The sequence below is a fragment of the Streptomyces purpurascens genome (genome assembly GCF_045040895.1).
GTDB lineage: Bacteria > Actinomycetota > Actinomycetes > Streptomycetales > Streptomycetaceae > Streptomyces > Streptomyces purpurascens.
This window is the reverse complement of sequence record NZ_CP108341.1, coordinates 984,359-1,005,871: the sequence shown is the minus strand read 5'-3', so window position 1 is coordinate 1,005,871 and position 21,513 is coordinate 984,359. Positions and strand designations below refer to the sequence as shown.

21 protein-coding genes are annotated in these 21,513 nt (G+C 70.5%); 18 read left to right on the top strand and 3 right to left on the bottom strand.

Annotated features, from left to right (window positions below):
• Window position 1 precedes the first annotated feature (1 nt).
• The 4 genes from OHU35_RS04610 (at window position 2) to OHU35_RS04595 (ending at window position 3,030) form a co-directional block, all read left to right on the top strand.
• Window positions 2-415 (top strand): thioredoxin family protein, encoded by a 414-nt coding sequence (locus tag OHU35_RS04610; protein ID WP_189724117.1) that lies wholly within the window; start codon window positions 2-4, stop codon window positions 413-415.
• Window positions 416-510: 95 nt separating this feature from the next.
• Window positions 511-1,002, top strand: a complete 492-nt coding sequence (locus OHU35_RS04605) for a flavin reductase family protein (protein ID WP_359895555.1) — start codon at window positions 511-513, stop codon at window positions 1,000-1,002.
• A 221-nt stretch (window positions 1,003-1,223) separates the two neighbouring features.
• Entirely contained in the window at window positions 1,224-2,012 is a 789-nt protein-coding gene (locus OHU35_RS04600) for an electron transfer flavoprotein subunit beta/FixA family protein (RefSeq protein ID WP_184595137.1), read from the top strand.
• A gap of 55 nt (window positions 2,013-2,067) precedes the next feature.
• Window positions 2,068-3,030, top strand: coding sequence for an electron transfer flavoprotein subunit alpha/FixB family protein (locus OHU35_RS04595; RefSeq protein ID WP_189724115.1), 963 nt, complete (start codon window positions 2,068-2,070; stop codon window positions 3,028-3,030).
• 57 nt (window positions 3,031-3,087) lie between these two features.
• Here the strand turns inward: OHU35_RS04595 and OHU35_RS04590 are convergent, their stop codons facing one another.
• On the bottom strand, window positions 3,088-3,993 hold the full coding sequence (locus OHU35_RS04590; protein ID WP_359895556.1) for an endonuclease/exonuclease/phosphatase family protein: 906 nt from the start codon (window positions 3,991-3,993) through the stop codon (window positions 3,088-3,090).
• Window positions 3,994-4,185: 192 nt separating this feature from the next.
• On the opposite strand from OHU35_RS04590, the gene OHU35_RS04585 reads away from it, so the two are divergent.
• Both OHU35_RS04585 and OHU35_RS04580 read left to right on the top strand, forming a co-directional pair.
• Window positions 4,186-5,487, top strand: coding sequence for a DUF6986 family protein (locus tag OHU35_RS04585; protein WP_405504782.1), 1,302 nt, complete (start codon window positions 4,186-4,188; stop codon window positions 5,485-5,487).
• A gap of 169 nt (window positions 5,488-5,656) precedes the next feature.
• Window positions 5,657-7,360: a protein kinase domain-containing protein gene (locus OHU35_RS04580; RefSeq protein WP_405504780.1), complete on the top strand. Its 1,704-nt coding sequence runs from the start codon at window positions 5,657-5,659 to the stop codon at window positions 7,358-7,360.
• Here the strand turns inward: OHU35_RS04580 and OHU35_RS04575 are convergent.
• Together OHU35_RS04575 and OHU35_RS04570 are read right to left on the bottom strand one after the other, a co-directional pair.
• The gene (locus OHU35_RS04575; protein WP_405504778.1) at window positions 7,306-8,124 is read right to left on the bottom strand and encodes a hypothetical protein; all 819 of its coding nucleotides are present in this window, start codon (window positions 8,122-8,124) and stop codon (window positions 7,306-7,308) included. The two genes, OHU35_RS04580 and OHU35_RS04575, sit on opposite strands and share 55 nt — an antisense overlap.
• A gap of 7 nt (window positions 8,125-8,131) precedes the next feature.
• A complete protein-coding gene (locus OHU35_RS04570; protein ID WP_189724110.1) occupies window positions 8,132-9,196 on the bottom strand; it encodes a LacI family DNA-binding transcriptional regulator in 1,065 nt (354 codons plus the stop codon).
• 236 nt (window positions 9,197-9,432) lie between these two features.
• Between OHU35_RS04570 and OHU35_RS04565 the strand changes: the two genes are divergently transcribed.
• The 12 genes from OHU35_RS04565 (at window position 9,433) to OHU35_RS04510 (ending at window position 21,488) form a co-directional block, all read left to right on the top strand.
• Window positions 9,433-10,386: an ROK family protein gene (locus tag OHU35_RS04565; RefSeq protein WP_405504776.1), complete on the top strand. Its 954-nt coding sequence runs from the start codon at window positions 9,433-9,435 to the stop codon at window positions 10,384-10,386.
• Window positions 10,387-10,491: 105 nt separating this feature from the next.
• Window positions 10,492-10,959, top strand: coding sequence for a hypothetical protein (locus OHU35_RS04560; protein WP_405504774.1), 468 nt, complete (start codon window positions 10,492-10,494; stop codon window positions 10,957-10,959).
• Between the two features lie 46 nt (window positions 10,960-11,005).
• The gene (locus tag OHU35_RS04555; RefSeq protein ID WP_267943494.1) at window positions 11,006-11,479 is read left to right on the top strand and encodes a helix-turn-helix transcriptional regulator; all 474 of its coding nucleotides are present in this window, start codon (window positions 11,006-11,008) and stop codon (window positions 11,477-11,479) included.
• A 10-nt stretch (window positions 11,480-11,489) separates the two neighbouring features.
• Window positions 11,490-11,903, top strand: coding sequence for a VOC family protein (locus tag OHU35_RS04550; RefSeq protein ID WP_359895562.1), 414 nt, complete (start codon window positions 11,490-11,492; stop codon window positions 11,901-11,903).
• Window positions 11,904-12,001: 98 nt separating this feature from the next.
• Window positions 12,002-14,404: an excinuclease ABC subunit UvrA gene (locus OHU35_RS04545; protein ID WP_359895563.1), complete on the top strand. Its 2,403-nt coding sequence runs from the start codon at window positions 12,002-12,004 to the stop codon at window positions 14,402-14,404.
• A gap of 72 nt (window positions 14,405-14,476) precedes the next feature.
• Window positions 14,477-14,701, top strand: a complete 225-nt coding sequence (locus OHU35_RS04540) for a hypothetical protein (RefSeq protein ID WP_405504771.1) — start codon at window positions 14,477-14,479, stop codon at window positions 14,699-14,701.
• Window positions 14,702-14,767: 66 nt separating this feature from the next.
• A complete protein-coding gene (locus OHU35_RS04535; RefSeq protein WP_189724104.1) occupies window positions 14,768-15,010 on the top strand; it encodes a hypothetical protein in 243 nt (80 codons plus the stop codon).
• A gap of 147 nt (window positions 15,011-15,157) precedes the next feature.
• On the top strand, window positions 15,158-16,201 hold the full coding sequence (locus OHU35_RS04530; protein ID WP_405504769.1) for an NUDIX domain-containing protein: 1,044 nt from the start codon (window positions 15,158-15,160) through the stop codon (window positions 16,199-16,201).
• A gap of 305 nt (window positions 16,202-16,506) precedes the next feature.
• Window positions 16,507-17,538, top strand: a complete 1,032-nt coding sequence (locus tag OHU35_RS04525; protein ID WP_189724102.1) for an ABC transporter permease — start codon at window positions 16,507-16,509, stop codon at window positions 17,536-17,538.
• A 79-nt stretch (window positions 17,539-17,617) separates the two neighbouring features.
• Window positions 17,618-19,294: an ABC transporter substrate-binding protein gene (locus OHU35_RS04520; RefSeq protein WP_405504767.1), complete on the top strand. Its 1,677-nt coding sequence runs from the start codon at window positions 17,618-17,620 to the stop codon at window positions 19,292-19,294.
• Between the two features lie 74 nt (window positions 19,295-19,368).
• Window positions 19,369-20,361 carry an ABC transporter permease gene (locus OHU35_RS04515; RefSeq protein WP_189724100.1) on the top strand — a complete coding sequence of 331 codons (993 nt, stop codon included), beginning with the start codon at window positions 19,369-19,371 and terminating at the stop codon, window positions 20,359-20,361.
• 26 nt (window positions 20,362-20,387) lie between these two features.
• Window positions 20,388-21,488, top strand: coding sequence for an ABC transporter ATP-binding protein (locus OHU35_RS04510; protein ID WP_405504765.1), 1,101 nt, complete (start codon window positions 20,388-20,390; stop codon window positions 21,486-21,488).
• The last annotated feature ends 25 nt before the right edge of the window (window positions 21,489-21,513 follow it).

Below are 21,513 nucleotides of genomic sequence, written 5' to 3'. Positions count from 1 at the left end.
GATGACCGGACTGGTGGTGTGTGTTCTGGTGCTCGCGGCGGCGAGCGCCTACGGAGTGCTGCAACGGCGGCGGAGCGGGAGAGTACGGGTGCGCGGGCGGGACGACGGCAAGCGGCTCGATGCGGCGGAACTGGGCGCGGAACTCGGCGAGCGGGCCACGCTCGTGCAGTTCTCCAGCGCCTTCTGCGCGCCCTGCCGGGCGACCCGGCGGGTCCTCGGAGAGGTCGCCGGCGTGGTCCCGGGCGTGACCCACGTCGAGATCGACGCCGAGGCCCATCTGGACCTCGTGCGACGGCTGGACATCCTCAAGACCCCGACCGTGCTGGTCCTCGACGCCGACGGCCGGGTGGTGCGGCGGGCCACCGGACAGCCGCGCAAGGCCGATGTGATCGCCGCCCTGGGGGAGGCGGTGTGAGGCGCCGGCGCGGCCGGTGAGCGCGTGCAGTGAGCCATCTCCCACATCACGAAACGAACTTGACTGTGCACACCATTTATCGTCAGCCTGACCCCATGCCTTCGGACCTCCTCGCCACGCCCGATCTCCTGCGCTCGGTCTTCCGGCGGCACGCGGCGGGGGTCGCCGTGATCACCGCTCGTGGCGACACCGGTCCGGTGGGCTTCACCGCCACCTCCCTCGCCTCCGTCTCCGCCGAACCGCCCCTGCTGTCCTTCGGTGTCGGCACCGGCTCCTCCAGCTGGCCCGCGATAGCGGCGACCGATCATGTCGGCGTCCACATCCTCGGCGAGCACCAGCAGGACCTGGCCGCCACCTTCGCCCGCAACGGAGCCGACCGCTTCGCTCCGCCCACCGCTTGGCGGGAGGGACCCGAGGGCGTCCCACTGCTCGACGGCGTACTGGCCTGGCTGGTGGCCCGGGTCGTCGCCCGCGTGCCCGCCGGAGACCACCGGCTCGTACTCGCCGAGGTCCTGCACGGGGACCCCACGGGCGCCGGCCGTCCGCTCCTCTACCACCAGGGGCGTTTCCGGAGACTGCCCGACTGAGGGGCAGGCCCCCCCGGGCTGCGGGACCGTCGAGTTCCGGTTACGCTGCGTTGCGAAGGTCACAGTTCAAAGCGCTTGCTTAGCGGGAACGAACTAGGTGTACTGACGAGTAATATTTCGCTCGGAGCGTGGGTCGCCCCGACCGGAATCGGCCGCTTGAGGCGCCTATGCTGCCTGCAAGTAGGCAGCCGAGAAATGACGATTGCAGTAGGAGAGCCGGCGTGAGCTTGAGGATCGTTGTCACTGTGAAGTACGTGCCCGACGCCACTGGCGACCGGCACTTCGCCGATGACCTGACCGTCGACCGGGACGACGTGGACGGTCTGCTCTCCGAGCTCGACGAGTACGCGGTCGAGCAGGCGCTGCAGATCTCCGAGAACTCCGACGACGACGTGGAGATCACCGTTCTGACGGTGGGCCCCGAGGACGCCAAGGACGCCCTGCGCAAGGCGCTGTCCATGGGCGCCGACAAGGCGATCCACGTCGAGGACGACGACATCCACGGCACCGACGCCATCGGCACCTCCCTGGTCCTGGCCAAGGCCGTCGAGAAGGCCGGCTACGACCTGGTCATCTCCGGTATGGCCTCCACCGACGGCACCATGGGCGTCGTCCCCGCGCTGCTCGCCGAGCGCCTGGGCGTCCCGCAGGTCACCCTGCTGTCCGAGGTGTCGGTCGAGGACGGCACGGTCAAGGGCCGCCGCGACGGCGACGCGGCCACGGAGAGCCTGGAGGCGTCCCTGCCGGCGGTCGTGTCGGTGACCGACCAGTCGGGCGAGGCGCGTTACCCCTCCTTCAAGGGCATCATGGCGGCCAAGAAGAAGCCGGTGGAGTCCTGGGACCTGTCCGACCTGGACCTGGAGGCCGAGGAGGTCGGCCTCGAGGGTGCCTACACCACGGTCGACAACGCGGCCGAGCGCCCGGCCCGTACCGCGGGCACGATCGTCAAGGACGAGGGCGAGGGCGGCAAGCAGCTCGCTGAGTTCCTCGCGGGCCAGAAGTTCATCTGAGCCCGGCATTCGCTGACCGCCCCTCATCTTTCGCAAGCAGGAGAGAAGAAGTCCCATGGCTGAAGTTCTCGTCTACGTCGACCACGTGGACGGCGCCGTCCGCAAGCCCACCCTGGAGCTGCTGACCCTGGCCCGCCGCATCGGCGAGCCGGTCGCCGTCGCGCTGGGCAACGGCGCCGCCGACACCGCCGCCGCGCTCGCCGAGCACGGCGCGGTCAAGGTCCTCACCCACGAGGCCGCCGAGTACGCCGACTACCTGGTCGTACCGAAGGTGGACGCCCTGCAGGCCGCCCACGAGGCCGTGTCCCCGGCCGCCGTGCTGGTCCCGTCCTCCGCCGAGGGCAAGGAGATCGCCGCCCGTCTGGCGCTGCGTCTGGGCTCCGGCATCATCACCGACGCCGTCGACCTGGAGGCCGGCGACGAGGGCCCGGTGGCCACCCAGTCGGTGTTCGCCGCGTCCTTCACCACCAAGTCCCGTGTCTCCAAGGGCACCCCGGTCATCACGGTCAAGCCCAACAGCGCGGCAGTCGAGGCGGCCCCGGCCGCCGGTGCGGTCGAGGCGCTGTCCGTGTCCTTCTCCGCGCAGGCCACCGGCACCAAGGTCACCGGCCGTACGCCGCGTGAGTCGACGGGCCGTCCGGACCTGACCGAGGCCGCGATCGTGGTCTCCGGCGGCCGTGGCGTCAACGGCGCGGAGAACTTCGCGATCATCGAGGCCCTCGCCGACTCCCTCGGCGCGGCCGTCGGTGCCTCGCGTGCCGCGGTGGACGCCGGCTGGTACCCGCACACCAACCAGGTCGGCCAGACCGGCAAGTCCGTCTCGCCGCAGCTGTACATCGCCTCCGGCATCTCCGGCGCGATCCAGCACCGCGCCGGCATGCAGACCTCGAAGACCATCGTCGCGATCAACAAGGACGCCGAGGCGCCGATCTTCGACCTCGTCGACTACGGCATCGTCGGGGACCTCTTCGACGTCGTCCCGGCCCTGACCGAGGAGATCAAGACCCGCAAGGGCTGATCGACCCCGGCTGTGGAAGGCCCCCGTGACCGCGCGAACGGTCACGGGGGCCTCTTCTCATCCCAGGGTCATCGAGGCCTGCACCGGCAGATGGTCGCTCGGATACGTCCCGTCCACGCTGAAGGTGTTCATCCCGGCCCAGTGCGTGGTCACCCCGGGCGTGGTGAGGATCCAGTCGATGCGCCGCCCGCCGGGTCTGGGCTCCCGGTAGCCGTGGTACGTCCCGTACGCCGGACTCCGCGAGGCCGCCGCGTCCCAGGCGTCCACCAGTCCGATGTCCAGCATGAGGTCGTACACCCGGTTGTCGTGGGCGCCCGCGTTGAAGTCGCCGGTGACGATGACCGGTAACGACCGGTCCCACCCGGCGATCGTCTTGCCGATGAGCCCCACCGAGCGTTCCCGGGCGTACTGGCTGACGCTGTCCAGATGGGTGTTGAGGACGTAGAACTCCCGTCCCCCGTCGGCGAGGTCGGCGAAACGGACCCAGGTCACCATGCGCAGCCAGTCCGCGCCCCAGGTGTTCGAGGCGATCGCGTACGGGGTGCCGGACAGCCAGAAGTGATCGAACTCGATCGGGTCCAGTCTGCGCGTGTCGTAGAAGATCGCCATGAACTCGTCCTTGCTGCCGCCCCCGCGTCCGGTGCCGATCCAGTCGTAGTGCTCGCCGAGATCCTTCTCGATCGCGCGCACCTGCCGGTAGAGCCCTTCCTGGGTGCCGATGACGTGCGGTCGCTCGCGGCGCAGCAGTTCTCGCATCACCGGCCGGCGCACCTCCCAGCGCGGTGTCGTGTCGACGACGGTCCCGAAGCGGACGTTGAACGTCATGACGTCCAGGGCGCCCGGGTGCTCGCCGGCGGAAGCGGGCTGTGTGGGGCCCGCGGTGGTGAGCAGCGGTCCTGCGACGACGGCGGCGGCCGCCGCCTTGAGCCCGTGGCGGCGCGTCACTCCGACCTCGTTCGGCACGTGGTCTCCCTCCCCTTGCACGTCAGGATGAAGCTTGCCTTCTGAATACGGAAGATGAGGGCGGGTCGGCAGTGACCGAGGGTGAAGGATGGGGAATCCCACTTCAAGATGGTGTTGACCAGGGTGAAGATCGACCGTTAGCTTCGTACTGCGGATTATTGATTCCGCTCTACGGAAAATGGAGGGCTTGGAATGGGGCAGGGCCGACAGGAGAAGGTGGCGACGAGCCTCGCGGGCGCCGTCAGCGAGGAGATCAGCGCCTCCCTCACGGCGGTCGACGCCGAACTGGAGCGCCGCTACCCCGGAGACCCCGGCACTCGCCAGCCCGTCCACACCGTCTATGTACCCGGCGACGTCTTCGCCGCCGACACCGTCCGCTCCTGGGGCGACCGTGCCCTGGCGGCCCTCGACGAACACGCCCCGGACGCCGCGTCCTTCGCCGCCGTCCTCGGGCTCGCCGAGGAACTCGCCGAGCCCGTCCACGCGCGCGTGCGCGCCAAGCTGGAGCGCGAGCCGATCGAGGACCTGCGCGTCGACTTCGAGGACGGCTACGGCAACCGCCCCGACGCCGAGGAGGACGAGGCCGCCGCCCGGGCCGCCCGGCTGATCGCAAAGGCGTACGAGGACCGCACCGCGGCCCCGTACATGGGCATCCGGATGAAGTGCATGGAGGCGCCCGTACGCGACCGGGGCATCCGCACCCTCGACATCTTCCTCACCGGCCTGATGGAGGCCGGCGGCCTGCCCGCCGGGCTGGTGCTCACCCTGCCCAAGGTGACGTACGCCGAGCAGGTCACCGCCATGGCGCGGCTGCTGGACGCCTTCGAGAAGACCCACGGCCTGGAGCCCGGCCGGATCGGCTTCGAGATCCAGATCGAGACCAGCCAGTCCATCCTGGCCGCCGACGGCACCGCCACCGTCGCCCGGATGATCCAGGCCGCCGAGGGCCGCGCCACCGGCCTGCACTACGGCACCTTCGACTACAGCGCCTGCCTCGGCGTCTCCGCCGCCCACCAGGCCGGCGACCACCCCGCCGCCGACCACGCCAAGGCCGTCATGCAGGTCGCGGCGGCCGGCACCGGCGTCCGCGTCTCGGACGGCTCCATCAACGTGCTGCCCGTCGGCCCCACCGAGAAGGTGCACGCCGCCTGGCGCCTGCACTACGGACTCACCCGCCGCGCCCTGGCCCGCGCCTACTACCAGGGCTGGGACATGCACCCCGGCCACATCCCGACCCGGTACGCGGCCGTCTTCGCCTTCTACCGCGAGGGCTACGAGCAGGCCGCCGCCCGTCTCGCCCGCTACGCCAACCGCACCGGCGGCGACGTCATGGACGAACCCGCCACGGCCAAGGCCCTCAGCGGCTACCTGCTCCGGGGCCTGGACTGCGGCGCCCTCGACATCGGCGAGGTCGCCCGGCTGACCGGCCTGACCCGCGCCGACCTGGAGAGCTTCGCGACGCCCCGGCGGGCGGACCTGACGGCGTCCGCCTGACGGCGCGCTCTCCCGGGCCTACGACGGCGTCCGGCGTTCGCGTCGCCGACGCGTACCGGCCCTGTCACAGCCGTCACCGCCGGCTGTCGTTGTCATCGCCGCCCCGTACTCTGTACGCCACGTACTGACGTGTCGGTGGATCCAGTGGTGTCACAGGAACGGGGCAGCGGTGTCAACGGGGGAGTACGGGCAGACCGAGGGGGCCGGTCGGCTGCTGGCAGGCCGTTATCGCGTCGCGGCCCAGCTGGGACGCGGCGGCATGGGCATCGTCTGGAAGGCCGTCGACGAGGTCCTCGGCCGTGAGGTCGCCGTCAAGGAACTGCGCACCTACACCGACGTGGCCGGCCCCGAACTGGCCGCTCTGCGACTGCGGATGCAGCGCGAGGCGCGTGCGGCGGCCCGGGTGCGCCACCCCGGTGTCATCGCCGTGCACGACATCGCGGAGGTCGACGGCCGGCCGCTCATCGTCATGGAACTGGTCGACGGGCCGTCCCTGGACGACGTTTTGCGCGAACGCGGCACGCTGGACCCGCGTGAGGCGGCCGGGATCGGCGCCAAGGTCATGGACGCGCTGTCCGCCGCCCACCGGGCGGGCGTCCTGCACCGTGACGTGAAGCCGGGCAACATCCTGCTCGACCGCTCGGGCCGGGTCGTCCTCACCGACTTCGGCATCGCCACCATGGACGACCCGGGCGACGGTTCGGCCACCCACCTCACCCGCAGCGGAGAACTCGTCGGCTCCCTCGACTACCTGGCCCCCGAGCGGGCCCAGGGCGCCGACCCGGGCCCCGCCTCCGACATCTGGGCCCTGGGCGCCACGCTGTACGCGGCCGTCGAGGGGGCCTCGCCCTTCCGCCGTACGTCCACGTTCTCGACGCTCACGGCGATCGTCACCGAGCCGCTGCCGGAGTCCCTGCGGGCCGGCCCGCTCGGCCCCGTCCTCCAGCGGTTGATGGACAAGCGCCCCGAGGCCCGCCCGGAGGCCGACCAGGCCCGAGAGCTGCTCCAGTCGGTGGCGGACTCGGGCGGTACGGACACGCCGACATCTCCGCTGCGAGACCCTGCGGCATCGCCCCCGCCCCCGCCCCCGCGCCCGGAGACGGAGCGGAGTGTTCCGGCGGTACCGCCGGGGTTCGGACCACCGCAGCAGGTGCCGCCGGGCAGTACCGCCCCCGCCTCCTCCGCTCCCACGAGTCCGGTCAACTCCGGCCGCCCGCCCCGCCGTAGGTCCCGCGTCCTGCTCGCCGCCGCGGCCGCCACCGTCGTTCTCGCCGCAGCCGGTGTCACAGCCGCCGTGCTCGGCGACTCCGGCGACAAGGAAACGGGCACCCGGACCGACGCCGCCCGCGCGGATGCCGCGGCCTCCTCCGAACCCGGTCGCACCGACGACGGCTCGAACGCACCCCGGCCCACCCAGCAGGGCGACGAGAAGGGCAAGGCCCCCTCCAAGAAGCCCGGCGACAAGAAGGCCCCGGAGCCCACCGGCGGGGCGAACACCCCGGCCCCCGCCGAGTCCTCGGGCGGCAGCGACACCGGAGGCGGTTCCGGCAACGGCGGGACGGGCGGCGCTCCGACCACCCCGGCCCCCGAACCGGCCTGCCACGCCATCGGCGGCGGCAAGTACAACTGCCAGGTCTGGAAGACCGCCGATTCCTACACGGCCTCCGGCACCAAGGTCGGAATCCTCAAGGCGGGCACCAACTACTTCTACTGCCAGCAGAACCTGGGCCGCCGCGAGACCGACGGCCGGTGGACCAACGTCTGGTGGGCCAAGACCGACGACGACAGCGGCAACACGAACGTCTGGGTCAGCGACGTCTACGTCAAGGGCGGGGACAACGACGCGCCGGTCCCCGGGCTCCCGGTCTGCTGAGGCCCCGCCGGCCGGGAGCCGACGTACCGCTCCAGGCCGGAGGCGGTCACCAGCTTCTCCTCGATGAACAGCCGCGTGCCCCGCTCGCACAACCGCCGGTCGCCGCGGGCCCGCGCGCTGAACTCCTCGGGCACCACGCCGAAGAGCTCCCTGAACCGCGGCAGCCCGGAGAGCAGCTCGGTGAGCAGCGCCCGCTGGCCCGGGTGGGTGCGCGGCGCGCCGGTGCCGTCGTGCAGGACCCCGTGCCGGTTGACGTAGGCGTACGCGCCGGGCAGACGGCTGCCGTCCGCGAGGTCGATCCGTACGTCGGGCGCGGGCAGCCAGGCACGGTTGAAATTGCCGTTCGGCAACGGCGCGCCCTCGCTCGCGTCGATCACCGCGAGCTGCTCGTCGTCGAGCCAGAGGACGAACAGCTCCCGCACGGTGTCCGGGGCGCTGACGGGCGAGGCGGACATGTACCCCATGCGGCTCACGTGCGCCGAGACGCCCGCGTCGACGCCCCGCACCCGGGTCTTCACCATCGGGAGAGGGGACATGATCCCGAACTCGGCCATCTTGTGCCGCAGTTGTCCCGGACAGGCGTTGGAGCCGATGGCGAGGACCGGCGTGCGGTCCTCGTACACCAGCTGCCCCAGCGGCAGGAAGAGGTCCCCGTCGAGGAGCCCGGAGTCGGCCGGCCACGCCCCCGGATACAGCAGCGGATGCTCGCGCGGCGCCTCGGCCAGGCCGAGTGCCCGCAGCGTGCGATCGGTGAGGTGATCCATGGGCCGCTCAGTCCGCCGGGGGCAGCTCGCCGGAGCCGCGGGTGATCAGCCGGGTCGGCAGCTCGATGCGCTCGGGGGGCACCTGGGTGCCGTCCAGCTGCCGGAACAGGCGTTCGGCGGCGGTGCGGCCGATGTCCGCCGCGTCCTGGGCGACGACCGTGACGCCCGGCTGGAGCAGGTCGGCCAGCTCGATGTCGTCGAAGCCGACCAGGGCGACGCGGCGGGTGTGCCCGGCGAGCACACGGATCACGGTGACCGTCACCCGGTTGTTGGCCGTGAAGATCGCGGTGACCGGGTCGGGGCCGGACAGCATCTCCTCGGCCGCCCTGCGCACCCGCTCGGGGTCGGTGACGCCGAGGGACATCCAGGAGTCCGCCACCGGTATGCCCGCGTCCTCCATCGCGGCCCGGTAGCCGCGCAGCCGCTCGGCGGCGGTGTGGATGCGGGGCATGTCGCCGATGAAGCCGATCCGGCGGTGCCCGTGCGCGATGAGATGGGCGACGCCGCCCCGGGCGCCGCCGAAGTTGTCCGACAGGACCACGTCGGCGTCGATGTACCCGGCGGGCCGGTCCACGAACACCGTGGCGACACCCGCCTTGAGCTCCGGTTCCAGATACCGGTGGTCGTCACCGGCCGGGATCACCACAAGACCGTCCACCCGCCGCGCGCACAGGGCCAGCACCAGCTCCTGCTCGCGTTCCGGGTCCTCGGCGCTGGAGCCGTTGATCAGTAGGGCGCCGTGCGCGCGGGCCACCTCCTCGACCGAGCGGCTCAGCGGCCCGTAGAAGGGGTCCGCGAGGTCCTCCAGGACCAGTCCGATGCTGGCCGTACGGCCCTTGCGCAGCACCCGCGCGCTGTCGTTGCGGCGGAAACCGAGGGCGTCGATCGCCTCCTGGACCCGCCGCTCCGTCTCCGGGGTGACCCCCGGCTCCCCGTTCACCACCCGGGAGACCGTCTTGAGCCCGACTCCGGCGCGTGCCGCGACGTCCTTCATGGTCGGCCGGGTGCCGTAGCGCGTTGCGGATCGGAGGGGGGTCTGGGGCACGGTGCGGTGTCCTGTCCTGTCGTCCACGGGGATGCGGCGGTCCTGGGTTTGTATGAGGATGTGGCGTCGAGCATAGAGCCTGGACAACGTTGTCAGGCTCAGGGGAGACTGTCCACCGCAATCTCCGGTCCGCGCACCTGTGCGGGACCGGCCCGGTGCTGCCCTGCCCGGTGTTTTTCTCGGCGTTGATTCTTAGCATTTCACAGTATTTTTCACTGTTTCCTGGCGTTCTTTCTCATGGTTGACGGGGAGATCCGACACTGATGCACACCGACCTCGTGGCCGCGCTCGACATCGGCGGCACCAAGATCGCCGGCGCTCTGGTGGACGGCCACGGCCGGATCCTGGTCCGCGCCCAGCGGCCCACGCCCGCCCGGGAGGACGGCGACACCGTGATGGGGGCCGTGGAGGAGGTGCTCGGCGAGCTCACCGCGTCGCCGCTGTGGGAGCGTGCCACGGCCGTGGGCATCGGCAGCGCCGGCCCCGTGGACGCCTCGGCGGGCACGGTGAGCCCGGTGAACGTGCCCGGCTGGCGCGGCTACCCGCTCGTCGGACGCATCCGGGCCGCGGCCGGGGACCTGCCCGTCGAGCTGATCGGCGACGGTGTGGCGATCACGGCGGCCGAGCACTGGCAGGGCGCCGCCCGCGGCCACGACAACGCGCTGTGCATGGTCGTCTCGACGGGTGTCGGCGGCGGCCTGGTGCTCGGCGGACGGCTGCACCCCGGGCCCACCGGCAACGCCGGCCATATCGGCCACATCAGCGTGGACCTCGACGGCGATCTGTGCCCGTGCGGCTCGCACGGCTGCGTCGAGCGCATCGCGAGCGGTCCCAACATCGCCCGGCGCGCCCTGGAGAACGGCTGGCGGCCAGGCCCCGACGGTGACACGTCCGCCGCCGCGGTGGCCGCCGCCGCCCGGTCCGGCGATCCGGTCGCCGTCGCCTCCTTCGAGCGTGCCGCCCAGGCCCTGGCCGCCGGGATCGCCGCCACCGCGACCCTCGTGGAGATCGACATAGCGGTGATCGGCGGGGGAGTGGGCAAGGCGGGCGACGTCCTCTTCGCCCCGCTGCGCAAGGCCCTGAGCGCCTACGCGACCCTGTCCTTCGTCCGGCAGCTGACCGTGGCACCGGCCCAGATGGGCACCGACGCCGGCCTGGTGGGCGCCGCGGCGGCAGCACTCGCGAAGCGGACGGACGCGGCCGCGGCGGGGGTGTGAGTCCGGGCAGGAACGTTCAGGCGGTGGGGCCGGGGCGCCTCCGGGGCCCCACCCGCCCCTGACGCGGAGGGAACCGCTCCGGCCCGGCGCGGCATCTGGCCCGGCGTGAGTGTCGGGATGCTGTTCTTCGGGCTGGTCTTCATGGGCGGGTGGGCGGCGGCTCTCGGGGCGCTGGTGGCTGCCGTGGTCACGCTGGTGCGTGTCCGGAGGCGGGACTGGACGCGCCGCCAAGGGCACCCCGCGGCACGGCTGCTGCTGCCGGCACCCGCGTTCCTGCGCTTCGACGTGGCGCTCGCCGTGACGGCCCTCCTGGCCGACCTGTGGTTCGTGTCGGCGGTCCTCGTGTTCGGGTCGGACGGCATCTTCACCGAGGACTGGATGGGCTACCCCGGCATGGTCGATTCCACCGGGCAGGGATACCAGGCCGGAGTCGTGAGCGCCCTGCGCACCACCGCGTGCTGGACCTTCGGGATCGCGGTGCTCGGCCGCTGCTGGATCACAGCGGGGGTGCAGATGTGTCTCCTGCCGCTCGCGGCATGGTGGATCGGAACGTTCGACACGTACTTCACCTGACAGGCGCCGGCCCGAGATACCGGCTTCTCCTTCCGAAATCGACCGAATGTCCGTGCGATGTGGCACGATCCCGCATGTGACCAGCAGACCCACCTCGGCGCAGCGCCTGCGTGACCTGGCCCTCCTGCGCCGGGTCAAGGACCGGATCGACCGGGAGTACGCACAGCCGCTGGACGTGGAGGCGCTGGCCCGGGGTGTGCACATGTCGGCCGGGCATCTCAGCCGCGAGTTCCGGCAGGCGTACGGCGAGTCGCCGTACAGCTATCTCATGACGCGGCGCATCGAGCGCGCGATGGCCCTGCTGCGCCGTGGCGACCTCAGTGTCACCGAGGTGTGTTTCGAGGTCGGCTGCTCGTCGCTGGGCACCTTCAGCACCCGCTTCACCGAGCTGGTCGGCATGCCGCCCAGCGCCTACCGGCGTGAGGCGGCGCGCGCGACCGCCGGGATCCCGTCGTGCGTGTCGAAGCAGGTCACCAGACCGGTCAGGAATCGAGAAGCGCCCACCCCGGGCCGAAACTAGCGTGGTGGCCATGGACCTCAACATTCACGCCAGTTTCCTGCCGCACGACGACCCGGACGCCGCGCTGGCGTTCTACCGCGACACCCTCGGCTTCGAAGTGCGCAACGACGTCGGGTACCAGGGCATGCGCTGGATCACGGTCGGGCCCGTCGGCCAGCCCGGCACCAGCATCGTCCTGCATCCGCCGGCCGCCGACCCGGGCATCACCGAGGACGAGGGCCGCACCATCGCCGAGATGATGGCCAAGGGCACCTACGCGAGCATCGTCCTGGCCACCACCGACGTCGACGGCACCTTCGAGCGGCTGCAGGCGGGCGACGCCGAGGTGGTCCAGGAGCCGGTGGACCAGCCGTACGGCGTCCGCGACTGCGCCTTCCGCGACCCCGCGGGCAACATGATCCGCATCCAGCAGCTGAAGCCGTGACGCCGTAGCGGCGGCCGGCCCCACAGACCCCATCCCCCGCTCCGCACCCCCCGGTTCGGTGCGGGGGACAGAACGTCCGAGCGACAGATGGAGACACGATGAGCAAGGCCACGACGACGGACAGACAGTCGCCCGGGCCGCACGCTGCCGACAGCCATGACGTGATCCGCGTGCACGGTGCGCGCGAGAACAACCTCAAGGACGTCAGCATCGAGATTCCGAAGCGCAGGCTCACGGTGTTCACGGGCGTCTCCGGCTCGGGCAAGAGCTCGCTGGTGTTCGACACGATCGCCGCGGAGTCGCAGCGGCTGATCAACGAGACCTACAGCGCCTTCCTGCAGGGCTTCATGCCGAACCTCGCCCGGCCCGAGGTGGACGTGCTCGACGGGCTGACCACCGCGATCACCGTCGACCAGCAGCGCATGGGGTCCGACCCGCGCTCCACCGTCGGCACCGCCACCGACGCCAACGCGATGCTGCGCATCCTCTTCAGCCGGCTCGGCACGCCGCACATCGGCCCGCCCGGCGCGTTCTCCTTCAATGTCGCCTCGGTCTCGGCGAGCGGCGGGATCACGGTCGACCGGGGCACCGAGAAGACCAAGACGCAGAAGGTGACCTTCAGCCGAACCGGCGGCATGTGCACGCACTGCGAGGGCCGGGGCAAGGTCTCCGACATCGACCTCACCCAGCTGTTCGACGATTCCAAGTCGCTCTCCGAGGACCCCTTCACCATCCCCACCTACACCGGGGACGGCTGGGTGGTGCGGGTCATCGCCGAGTCGGGCTTCTTCGACAAGGAGAAGCCCATCCGCAAGTACACCAAGAAGGAGCGGCACGACTTCCTGTACCGCGAGCCGACCAAGGTGAAGATCAACGGCGTCAACCTCACCTACGAGGGGCTGATCCCGAAGATCCAGAAGACCTTCCTCGCCAAGGACCGCGAGTCGATGCAGCCGCACATCCGGGCCTTCGTGGACCGGGCGGTCACCTTCACCGAGTGCCCCGAGTGCGACGGCACCCGGCTCAGCGAGCTGGTCCGCTCCTCGATGATCGGCAAGGTCAACATCGCCGACGCCTGCGCGATGGAGATCCGAGACCTGGCCGAATGGGCCCGCGGGATCGAGGATCCGTCGGTGGCGCCGCTGCTCGCCAAGCTCCGGCACACCCTGGACTCGTTCGTGGAGATCGGGCTCGGCTATCTCTCGCTCGACCGGGCCTCGGGCACGCTCTCCGGCGGCGAGGCGCAGCGCACCAAGATGATCCGGCACCTCGGTTCCTCGCTCACCGACGTCACCTACGTCTTCGACGAGCCGACCATCGGACTGCACCCCCATGACATCCAGCGGATGAACAACCTGCTGCTGCGGTTGCGCGACAAGGGCAACACCGTGCTCGTCGTGGAGCACAAGCCGGAGACGATCGCCATCGCCGACCATGTCGTGGACCTCGGCCCCGGCGCCGGCACGGCGGGCGGCACCGTCTGCTTCGAGGGCACCCTGGAAGGGCTGCGCAGGAGCGACACCGTCACCGGCCGTCATCTCGGCGACCGGGCAGCGCTGAAGAAGACGGTCCGCGAGTCCACCGGCACGCTCGAGATCCGCGGCGCGACAGCGAACAACCTGCACGACGTCGACGTCGACCTCCCGCTCGGCGTGCTCACCGTCGTCACCGGTGTCGCCGGCTCCGGCAAGAGTTCGCTCGTGCACGGTTCGATGCCCACCAACGAAGGCGTGGTGTCGATCGACCAGACCGCGATCCGCGGGTCCCGGCGCAGCAACCCGGCGACGTACACCGGGCTGGCCGACCCGATCCGCAAGGCCTTCGCCAAGGCCAACGGCGTGAAGCCGGCGCTCTTCAGCGCCAACTCCGAGGGGGCCTGCCCCACCTGCAACGGCGCCGGTGTCATCTACACCGACCTGGCGATCATGCAGAGCGTCGCCACCACCTGCGAGGTGTGCGAAGGCAAGCGGTTCGAGGCGTCGGTGCTGGAGTACCGCCTCGGCGGCCGCGACATCAGCGAGGTGCTGGCGATGTCGGTGACCGAGGCCGAGGAGTTCTTCGGCGCAGGTGAGGCGCGCACCCCGGCGGCCCATCGGATCATCGAACGGATGGCGGACGTCGGACTCGGCTACCTCACCCTCGGCCAGCCGCTGACCACCCTGTCCGGCGGCGAGCGGCAGCGGCTCAAGCTGGCCACGCACATGGGAGACAAGGGCGGGGGCCGTTCCGTCTTCGTACTCGACGAGCCGACCACCGGCCTCCACCTCGCCGACGTGGAGCAGCTGCTCGGACTGCTCGACCGGCTCGTCGACGCCGGCAAGTCGGTCATCGTCGTCGAGCACCACCAGGCGGTCATGGCGCACGCCGACTGGATCATCGACCTCGGCCCGGGCGCCGGACACGACGGCGGCCGGATCGTCTTCGAGGGCACCCCGGCCGAACTCGTCGAGGCCCGCTCCACCCTGACCGGGGAGCATCTCGCGGCCTACGTGGGCGCCTGACGCGGACGCGAGAGGCGACTGAACGGCCCAGCCCGGCGAGCGCCCGGCGCCGTCCCCGCGCACCCTGGTGCCATGGCGTCCGTGAAACCCGTCGTGGTCTACCCGCCCGCCGTGGACGGTGGCAGGCGGGTCCGTGTGGACGACCAGTTCCTCGGCATCGCGTACGGACTGCTGGACATCGCCGAGTTCCTGCGGCGGGCGGGGATCGAGGACGCGGACGAGGCGTACGCGGCGGCGTCGGGGCTGATCGAATGGCGCGGCGGCGGGCCCGGGACCTGGGACACCGGTCCCGAGTGAAGCCGTGGCGTCGCCCGAACGGCCCAGTGGCGTGACCCCGGAGCGGGTTCGGCAGTTGAGTCGGTCATGAAGAAGCGCAGCATGCTCGCCATCGCCTCCCTGGCCACCGGCTTCGCCGTCGCGGCGGTCACCCCGTCGCACGCTGTCGGAGAGAAGCTCCCCGGGATCAACGTGGACGAGACTCTCAACACGCTCAACCAGGCCGTCGGCAAGGACGGGCTGTCCGTGGCCGGGAAGGACGGCCTCCAGAAGAAGGGCGCCCAGAAGAAGGGCGTCCAGAAGAAGGGCGTTCAGAAGAAGAAGGGCTGACGAGCCGCTACAGCCTCGGCCCACGGCGCCGGCGCTCCCCGTGCGAGGGGAGCGCCGGCGCCGTCGTCATGCGCCCTCAACTGGGGCTGGTTTCCGTGGCAGGGTGGAGCGGGCAAGCCTCAGGGGGCCAACAGAAGAGGGGGACCTGTGACCGTCGTCTGGATCAACGGCGCGTTCGGTGCGGGGAAGACCACCACCGCACAGGAACTGATCGAACTGATCCCGAACAGCATGCTCTTCGACCCCGAGGTCATCGGCGGAGCGCTCCGGTACCTGCTGCCGCCCAAGCGCCTCGCCGAGGTCGGCGACTTCCAGGACCTGCCGATCTGGCGACGGCTCGTGATCGACACGGCGGCCGCGATGCTCGCAGAGCTCGGCGGAACCCTGGTCGTCCCGATGACGCTGCTGCGGCAGGAGTACCGCGACGAGATCTTCGGCGGCCTGGCCGCGCGCAGGATTCCGGTCAGCCACGTCCTGCTCGCTCCGGCCGAAACGATACTGCGGGAGCGCATAGCGGGCCGCGAGGTTCCGCGGGACCTCCCCGACGGCGAGATACGAATACGCCAGTGGTCCTCCGACCACATCGAGCCGTATCGGGCCGCGCTCGCCTCCTGGCTCACCGCGGACGCGCACCCGGTCGACACCAGCGACCTCACGCCGTACGAGACCGCCGCCCGCATCGCCGAGGCCGTGAACAACGGCTCCGTGCCCGTCTGCGACATCGTGCAGACGCCCGAGCCCACCGCCGAGACGCTCGCCGCCGGTGTGCTCCTCTTCGACGAACAGGACCGGGTGCTGCTCGTCGACCCCACCTACAAGGCCGGCTGGGAGTTCCCCGGCGGAGTCGTCGAGCCGGGTGAGGCGCCCGCGCGGGCCGGTGTGCGGGAGGTCGCCGAGGAGACCGGCATCCACCTCGACGAGGTGCCGAGCCTGCTCGTCGTCGACTGGGAGCGCCCCGCGCCCCCCGGCTTCGGCGGCCTGCGCCTCCTCTTCGACGGGGGTCTCCTCGACTCCGCGGAGGCCGGCCGGCTGCAGCTGCCCGGGCCGGAGCTGCGCGAGTGGCGGTTCGTCACCGAGGAGGAGGCCGCCGACCTGCTGCCACCGGTGCGCTACGAGCGACTGCGCTGGGCCCTGAGGGCGCGCGAACGCGGAGCGGCGTTCTACCTGGAGGCCGGGGTGCCGGTCGGCTGAGCCGGGGTCTGTGGTCGTGCCCTTTACCCGGCGCGGGGGATTCCGAGGGAAAAGCAAGAGGAAACGCACCCGGAGGCAATGCTAAGCACTGCCCAAGGAATCGCCCTCATTCCTTCACGCGGCGGGTAATCACATTCCCCACTCTCGTCAACACTCTTCCATGACCGCAAACAATCCCTTTTCTGGCCCCTGCGCGGCTTGACCGGCCTCGCACGGCATTGCGAAAGTCCGCAATGTCTCACGGCGGCGCTCACGACCGCCACTCAATTTCCTTGCCTCAGGGGCAGATCCGGGATGTCCGTACGATGACCACGCAACACCAGCCGGTCGACACCGGCGGCGGCACCGCGCTGCTGACCGAGCCGTCGACGCAGGACAGCAGACCCGGCGGCCCGATCGTCGCCGGCCGCTCACCGGCCCGCATGGCCTGGCGGCGGATCAGGCGGGACAAGGTCACCACGGCCGCCCTCGCGGCCACCGTCCTGTTCATCGTGATCGCCCTGCTCGCGCCGGTCCTCACCGCGCTGACCAGCTGGGGACCGATCACCCCCGACAACAAGGCGATCAACCCGGACACGGGCAACTTCCCCTACGGGTCGCTGGGCGGCATCAGCGCCCAGCACCTGCTCGGCGTCGAACCGGGCACGGGCTACGACCTGTTCGCCCGCATCGTCTACGGCCTGCGCACCTCCCTGTACGTGGGCTTCGCCTCGGCCGTGCTGTCCACCGTGGTCGGTGTCGTCGCGGGGCTCGCGGCCGGCTACTTCGGCGGCTGGGTCGACTCCCTGCTGTCCCGGGTCATGGACGTGATGCTGGCGTTCCCTCAGCTGCTCTTCATCATCGCGCTCACCCCGGTGATCCAGAACGCGCTGCAGACCAACACCCACGGCGGCACCGACGAGAACCTCCGCCTCCTCGTCCTGGTCCTCAACATCGCCGTCTTCGCCTGGGCCTACACCGCCCGCCTGGTGCGCGGACAGGTGCTGTCCCTGCGCGAACGGGAGTTCGTCGACGCCGCGCGGCTGATGAGCGCCGGCCGGCGGCACATCCTCTTCCGGCAGCTGCTGCCCAACCTGTGGGCACCGATCCTGATCTCCTTCGCGCTGGCCGTCCCGCAGAACATCACCACCGAGGCGGCCCTGTCGTACCTGGGCGTCGGCGTCATCCCGCCCAACCCCGACTGGGGAGCCCTGCTCTCGGACGCCTCCCAGTTCTTCCTCCAGGACCCGATGTACCTCTTCGTGCCCGGCGTCCTGCTCTTCCTCCTGGTCCTGGCGCTCAACCTCCTCGGGGACGGCGTCCGGGACGCCCTGGATCCCCGCGCCCGGCGCGGCTGACCGAACCACCCCCCCCCGAGTATCGGCCCGGCGGTCCCACGAACGGCCGCCGTGCCCGTAGCAAGAAGGAGTTTCCTCAATGACGCGCAGCACGCGCAGATCGCGCACGGTCGCTCTCACGGCCTCCGCCGTGGTGATCGCCCTGGGGGCCACCGCATGCGGAGGGTCCTCCAGCAACAGCGGCAGTGGCGCCCCCGGCAAGGGCGGCACGCTGACCGTCCTGAACAAGGCGGACTTCGACCACCTCGACCCCCAGCGCGTCTACACGACCGAGGGCTCGAGCATGGACCAGGAGATCGTCCGGGACCTGACGGGCTGGGACGAGACGGGTTCGAAGCCCAAACTGGTCGGCGACCTGGCCACCGACACCGGAACGCCCAGCAAGGGCGCCACCGTCTGGACCTTCCACCTGCGGCACGGCGTCAAGTACCAGGACGGCACCGAGGTCACCGCACCGGACGTCAAGTACGGCGTCGAGCGGTTCTTCTCCTCCGACATCAACGGCGGCCCGCCCTACGCGGCCCAGTGGCTCGTCGGCGGCGCCGACTACAAGGGCCCGTACCAGGGCAAGGAGCTCGACTCCATCCAGACGCCGGACAAGTACACCATTGTCTTCCATCTGAACCAGCCGGTGGCCGACTTCAACGAGACCACCACGATGACCGGCTGGGCGGCCGTGCCCAAGGCCCATGACACCGGCTCGACCTATGACACCCATGTGTGGTCCGACGGCCCGTACATGATCAAGTCGTACACCAAGAACAAGGAACTGGTCCTCACCCGGAACAAGAACTGGTCCCAGGCGACCGACCCGATCCGGCAGCAGAACGTCGACGAGATGGACGTCAGGTTCGGCCAGGACGAGTCGGCCATCGACCAGCAGATCAAGGCCGACGCCGGAACCGCCCAGACCTCGATCCAGCAGTGGCCGATAGCGGGCTCCGACCTGTCCCAGCTCGCCAACGACCCCTCCTTGAAGAGCCGTTACTACAAGATTCCCGCGCCCGGCATCAACTACCTGGCCATCAACACCACCCGCGTCAAGGACCTCAAGGTCCGCCAGGCGATCGAGTACGCCGTCGACAAGACCACGGTCCGCGGCGCCTTCGGCGGCTCCGCGTACGGCGACTACGCCACCACCATGCTGAGCCCGGGCATCGGCGGCTACCAGAAGTTCAACCAGTACAGCGCGAACCCGGCGGGCAACCTCGCCAAGGCCAAGGCGCTGATGAAGCAGGCGGGCAACCCGAAGCCCAGCATGTCGATCGCCGTCGAGAACACACCCACCCAGGAGCACTTCGCCGACGCGGTGAAGACCGCCCTGGAGCGCATCGGCATCCACGTCAACATCTCCCCGATCGACGCGTCGAACTACTTCAGCACCGTCAACAACACGAAGAACCAGTACGACCTGACCTGGGGCGACTGGATCGCCGACTGGCCGAACGCCTCCACGGTGCTGCCCACCCTCTTCGACGGCCGGCTCATCAAGAAGAACCCGCAGGCCAACCAGGACCTGTCGTACCTGAACGACCCGAAGGTCAACGCGCTGATCGACAAGGCCGCCACGATGACGGACGTCGAGCAGCGCAACGCCACCTACGGCCGGATGGACCAGCAGGTCCTGAAGGACGCCGCCGTGGTCCCGCTGATGTACATGAACTTCAGCGACATGTCCGGCTCCAAGGTCGGCGGTGTCATCCCCGACACGATCCTGGCCGAGCCGAGCCTGGTCCACGTCTACGTCAAGCACTGACGCATCTCCTCTGAACCCCGCCGGCGGTTCCGGCCGCCGGCGGGCCTCCCACTCACGTCAGGTCCCGGCACCCCATGTTTCGTTACCTCATCAGACGCCTGCTGGCAGCGGCCGTGATCATGCTGGTGATCACCACGATCACCTTCTTCATCTTCTTCGCGCTGCCGTCCGACCCCGCACTCCTGGCCTGCGGAAAGACCTGCTCCCCCTCTCGCCTCGCGGAGATCAAACACTCGCTGGGCCTGGACCAGGGCTACCTGACGCAGTACTGGGAGTTCCTCAAGGGGCTGGTCGCCGGCCGTGACTTCGGCGACCAGAGCGTCCGCATCCACTGCGGCGCGCCCTGCCTCGGCGTCTCCTTCCAGACCGACACACCCGTCCTGACGACACTGCTCCAGGACTTCCCGGCGGACCTCTCCCTCGGTCTCGGCGCCGCGGTGGCGTTCCTGATCCTGGGGGTCGGCCTCGGCACCGTCGCCGCGGTCCGCAGGGGCAGGGCCGCCGACAAGGCGGCGGTCGGACTGGCCCTGTTCGGCGTGTCGGTGCAGATCTACTTCATCGGCCTGCTCCTGCTGTACCTCTTCGTCGACAAGTTCCAGATCCTGCCGACCTCCGGCTACACACCGATCACCGAGGACCCGGCCGGCTGGTTCCAGGGGCTGATCCTGCCGTGGACCACCCTGGTCATCGTCTACCTCGCGATGTACACCCGGCTCACCCGCTCCTCCATGCTGGAGGTCTTCGCCGAGGACTACATGCGCACCGCCCGCGCCAAGGGCCTGCCGGCCGCCACCGTCGTCCTCAAGCACGGGCTGCGGGCCGCCATCACCCCGATCATCACCATCTTCGGCATGGACGTCGGCTCCCTGATCGGCGGCTCCGCGGTCATCACCGAGTCGGTCTTCGGCATCAACGGCATCGGCAAGCTCGCCGTCGACTCCGTCCAGAACTCCGACCTGCCGGTCATCCTCGGCACCACGCTCTTCGCGGCGACGTTCGTCGTCCTCGCCAACGTCGTCGTCGACCTGGTGTACGGCCTCGTCGACCCGCGCGTACGCCTCGCCTGAGCCCTTCCTCGTCCTTAGGAACACCCGTGTCCGTTCAGACCTCACCGCAGCCCGCGGACGTCACGCCCGCACCCGCACCCTTCCTCGACGTACGCGACCTGAGGGTGCACTTCCCGACCGAGGACGGCGTCGTCAAGTCCGTCGACGGCGTCTCCTTCACCCTGGAGAAGGGCAGGACCCTCGGCATCGTCGGGGAGTCCGGCTCCGGCAAGTCGGTGACCTCGCTGGCCCTGCTCGGACTGCACAAGGGCACCCGCGCCCGGGTCTCCGGAGAGATCCGCCTCGAGGGCAGGGAACTCGTCGCCCTGCCCGAGGCCGAGATGCGCGAACTGCGCGGCCGTACGGTCTCCATGATCTTCCAGGACCCGCTGTCCGCGCTGCACCCCTTCTTCACCGTCGGCGCCCAGATCGCCGAGGCCTACCGCGTGCACCACAAGGTCTCCAGGAAGGAGAGCAGGGAGCGGGCGGTGGAGATGCTGAAGCGGGTCGGCATCCCGCAGCCCGAGCGCCGCGTCAGGGACTATCCGCACCAGTTCTCCGGCGGTATGCGGCAGCGCGCCATGATCGCCATGTCGCTGGTCTGCGACCCCGCCCTGCTCATCGCCGACGAACCCACCACCGCCCTGGACGTCACCGTCCAGGCGCAGATCCTCGACCTGATCCGCGACCTGCAGGAGGAGTTCGGCTCCGCCGTCGTCATCATCACGCACGACCTCGGCGTGGTCTCCGACGTCGCCGACGACATCCTGGTGATGTACGGCGGCCGCCGGATCGAGTACGGCACCACCCGCGAGGTGCTCAAACAGCCTCAGCACCCCTACACCTGGGGCCTGTTGCAGTCGATGCCGCACCTCACCGGCGACGTCGGCGAGCGGCTGAATCCGATCCCCGGCACACCGCCGAGCCTGATCAACCTGCCGGACGGCTGCTCCTTCAGCCCCCGCTGCGCCTACAAGGGCTGGGTGCCGGAGGGGCGGTGCACCGTGGAACGGCCCGAGCTGCGCCTCGTCTCCGGCACCGCGGGGCACCTCGCCGCGTGTCATCTCACCGACGAGGCCAAGCAGGAGATCCGCGGCGGAGCCGGCCCGGACGACCTCGGTGCCGCGGCCGCACGGGCCGCGCAGTGACGGCGGCGGACGAAAGGGAGCATGC

Coding starts and splice junctions, on each gene's coding strand:
- OHU35_RS04575 (WP_405504778.1), bottom strand. CDS start 8,124: ATGGATCACCTCACCGATCGCACGCTGCGGGCACTCGGCCTGGCCGAG.
- OHU35_RS04535 (WP_189724104.1), top strand. CDS start 14,768: ATGAAGAAGCGCAGCATGCTCGCCATCGCCTCCCTGGCCACCGGCTTC.
- OHU35_RS04550 (WP_359895562.1), top strand. CDS start 11,490: ATGGACCTCAACATTCACGCCAGTTTCCTGCCGCACGACGACCCGGAC.
- OHU35_RS04605 (WP_359895555.1), top strand. CDS start 511: ATGCCTTCGGACCTCCTCGCCACGCCCGATCTCCTGCGCTCGGTCTTC.
- OHU35_RS04595 (WP_189724115.1), top strand. CDS start 2,068: ATGGCTGAAGTTCTCGTCTACGTCGACCACGTGGACGGCGCCGTCCGC.
- OHU35_RS04585 (WP_405504782.1), top strand. CDS start 4,186: ATGGGGCAGGGCCGACAGGAGAAGGTGGCGACGAGCCTCGCGGGCGCC.
- OHU35_RS04515 (WP_189724100.1), top strand. CDS start 19,369: ATGTTTCGTTACCTCATCAGACGCCTGCTGGCAGCGGCCGTGATCATG.
- OHU35_RS04565 (WP_405504776.1), top strand. CDS start 9,433: ATGCACACCGACCTCGTGGCCGCGCTCGACATCGGCGGCACCAAGATC.
- OHU35_RS04610 (WP_189724117.1), top strand. CDS start 2: ATGACCGGACTGGTGGTGTGTGTTCTGGTGCTCGCGGCGGCGAGCGCC.
- OHU35_RS04525 (WP_189724102.1), top strand. CDS start 16,507: ATGACCACGCAACACCAGCCGGTCGACACCGGCGGCGGCACCGCGCTG.
- OHU35_RS04545 (WP_359895563.1), top strand. CDS start 12,002: ATGAGCAAGGCCACGACGACGGACAGACAGTCGCCCGGGCCGCACGCT.
- OHU35_RS04540 (WP_405504771.1), top strand. CDS start 14,477: ATGGCGTCCGTGAAACCCGTCGTGGTCTACCCGCCCGCCGTGGACGGT.
- OHU35_RS04555 (WP_267943494.1), top strand. CDS start 11,006: ATGTCCGTGCGATGTGGCACGATCCCGCATGTGACCAGCAGACCCACC.
- OHU35_RS04520 (WP_405504767.1), top strand. CDS start 17,618: ATGACGCGCAGCACGCGCAGATCGCGCACGGTCGCTCTCACGGCCTCC.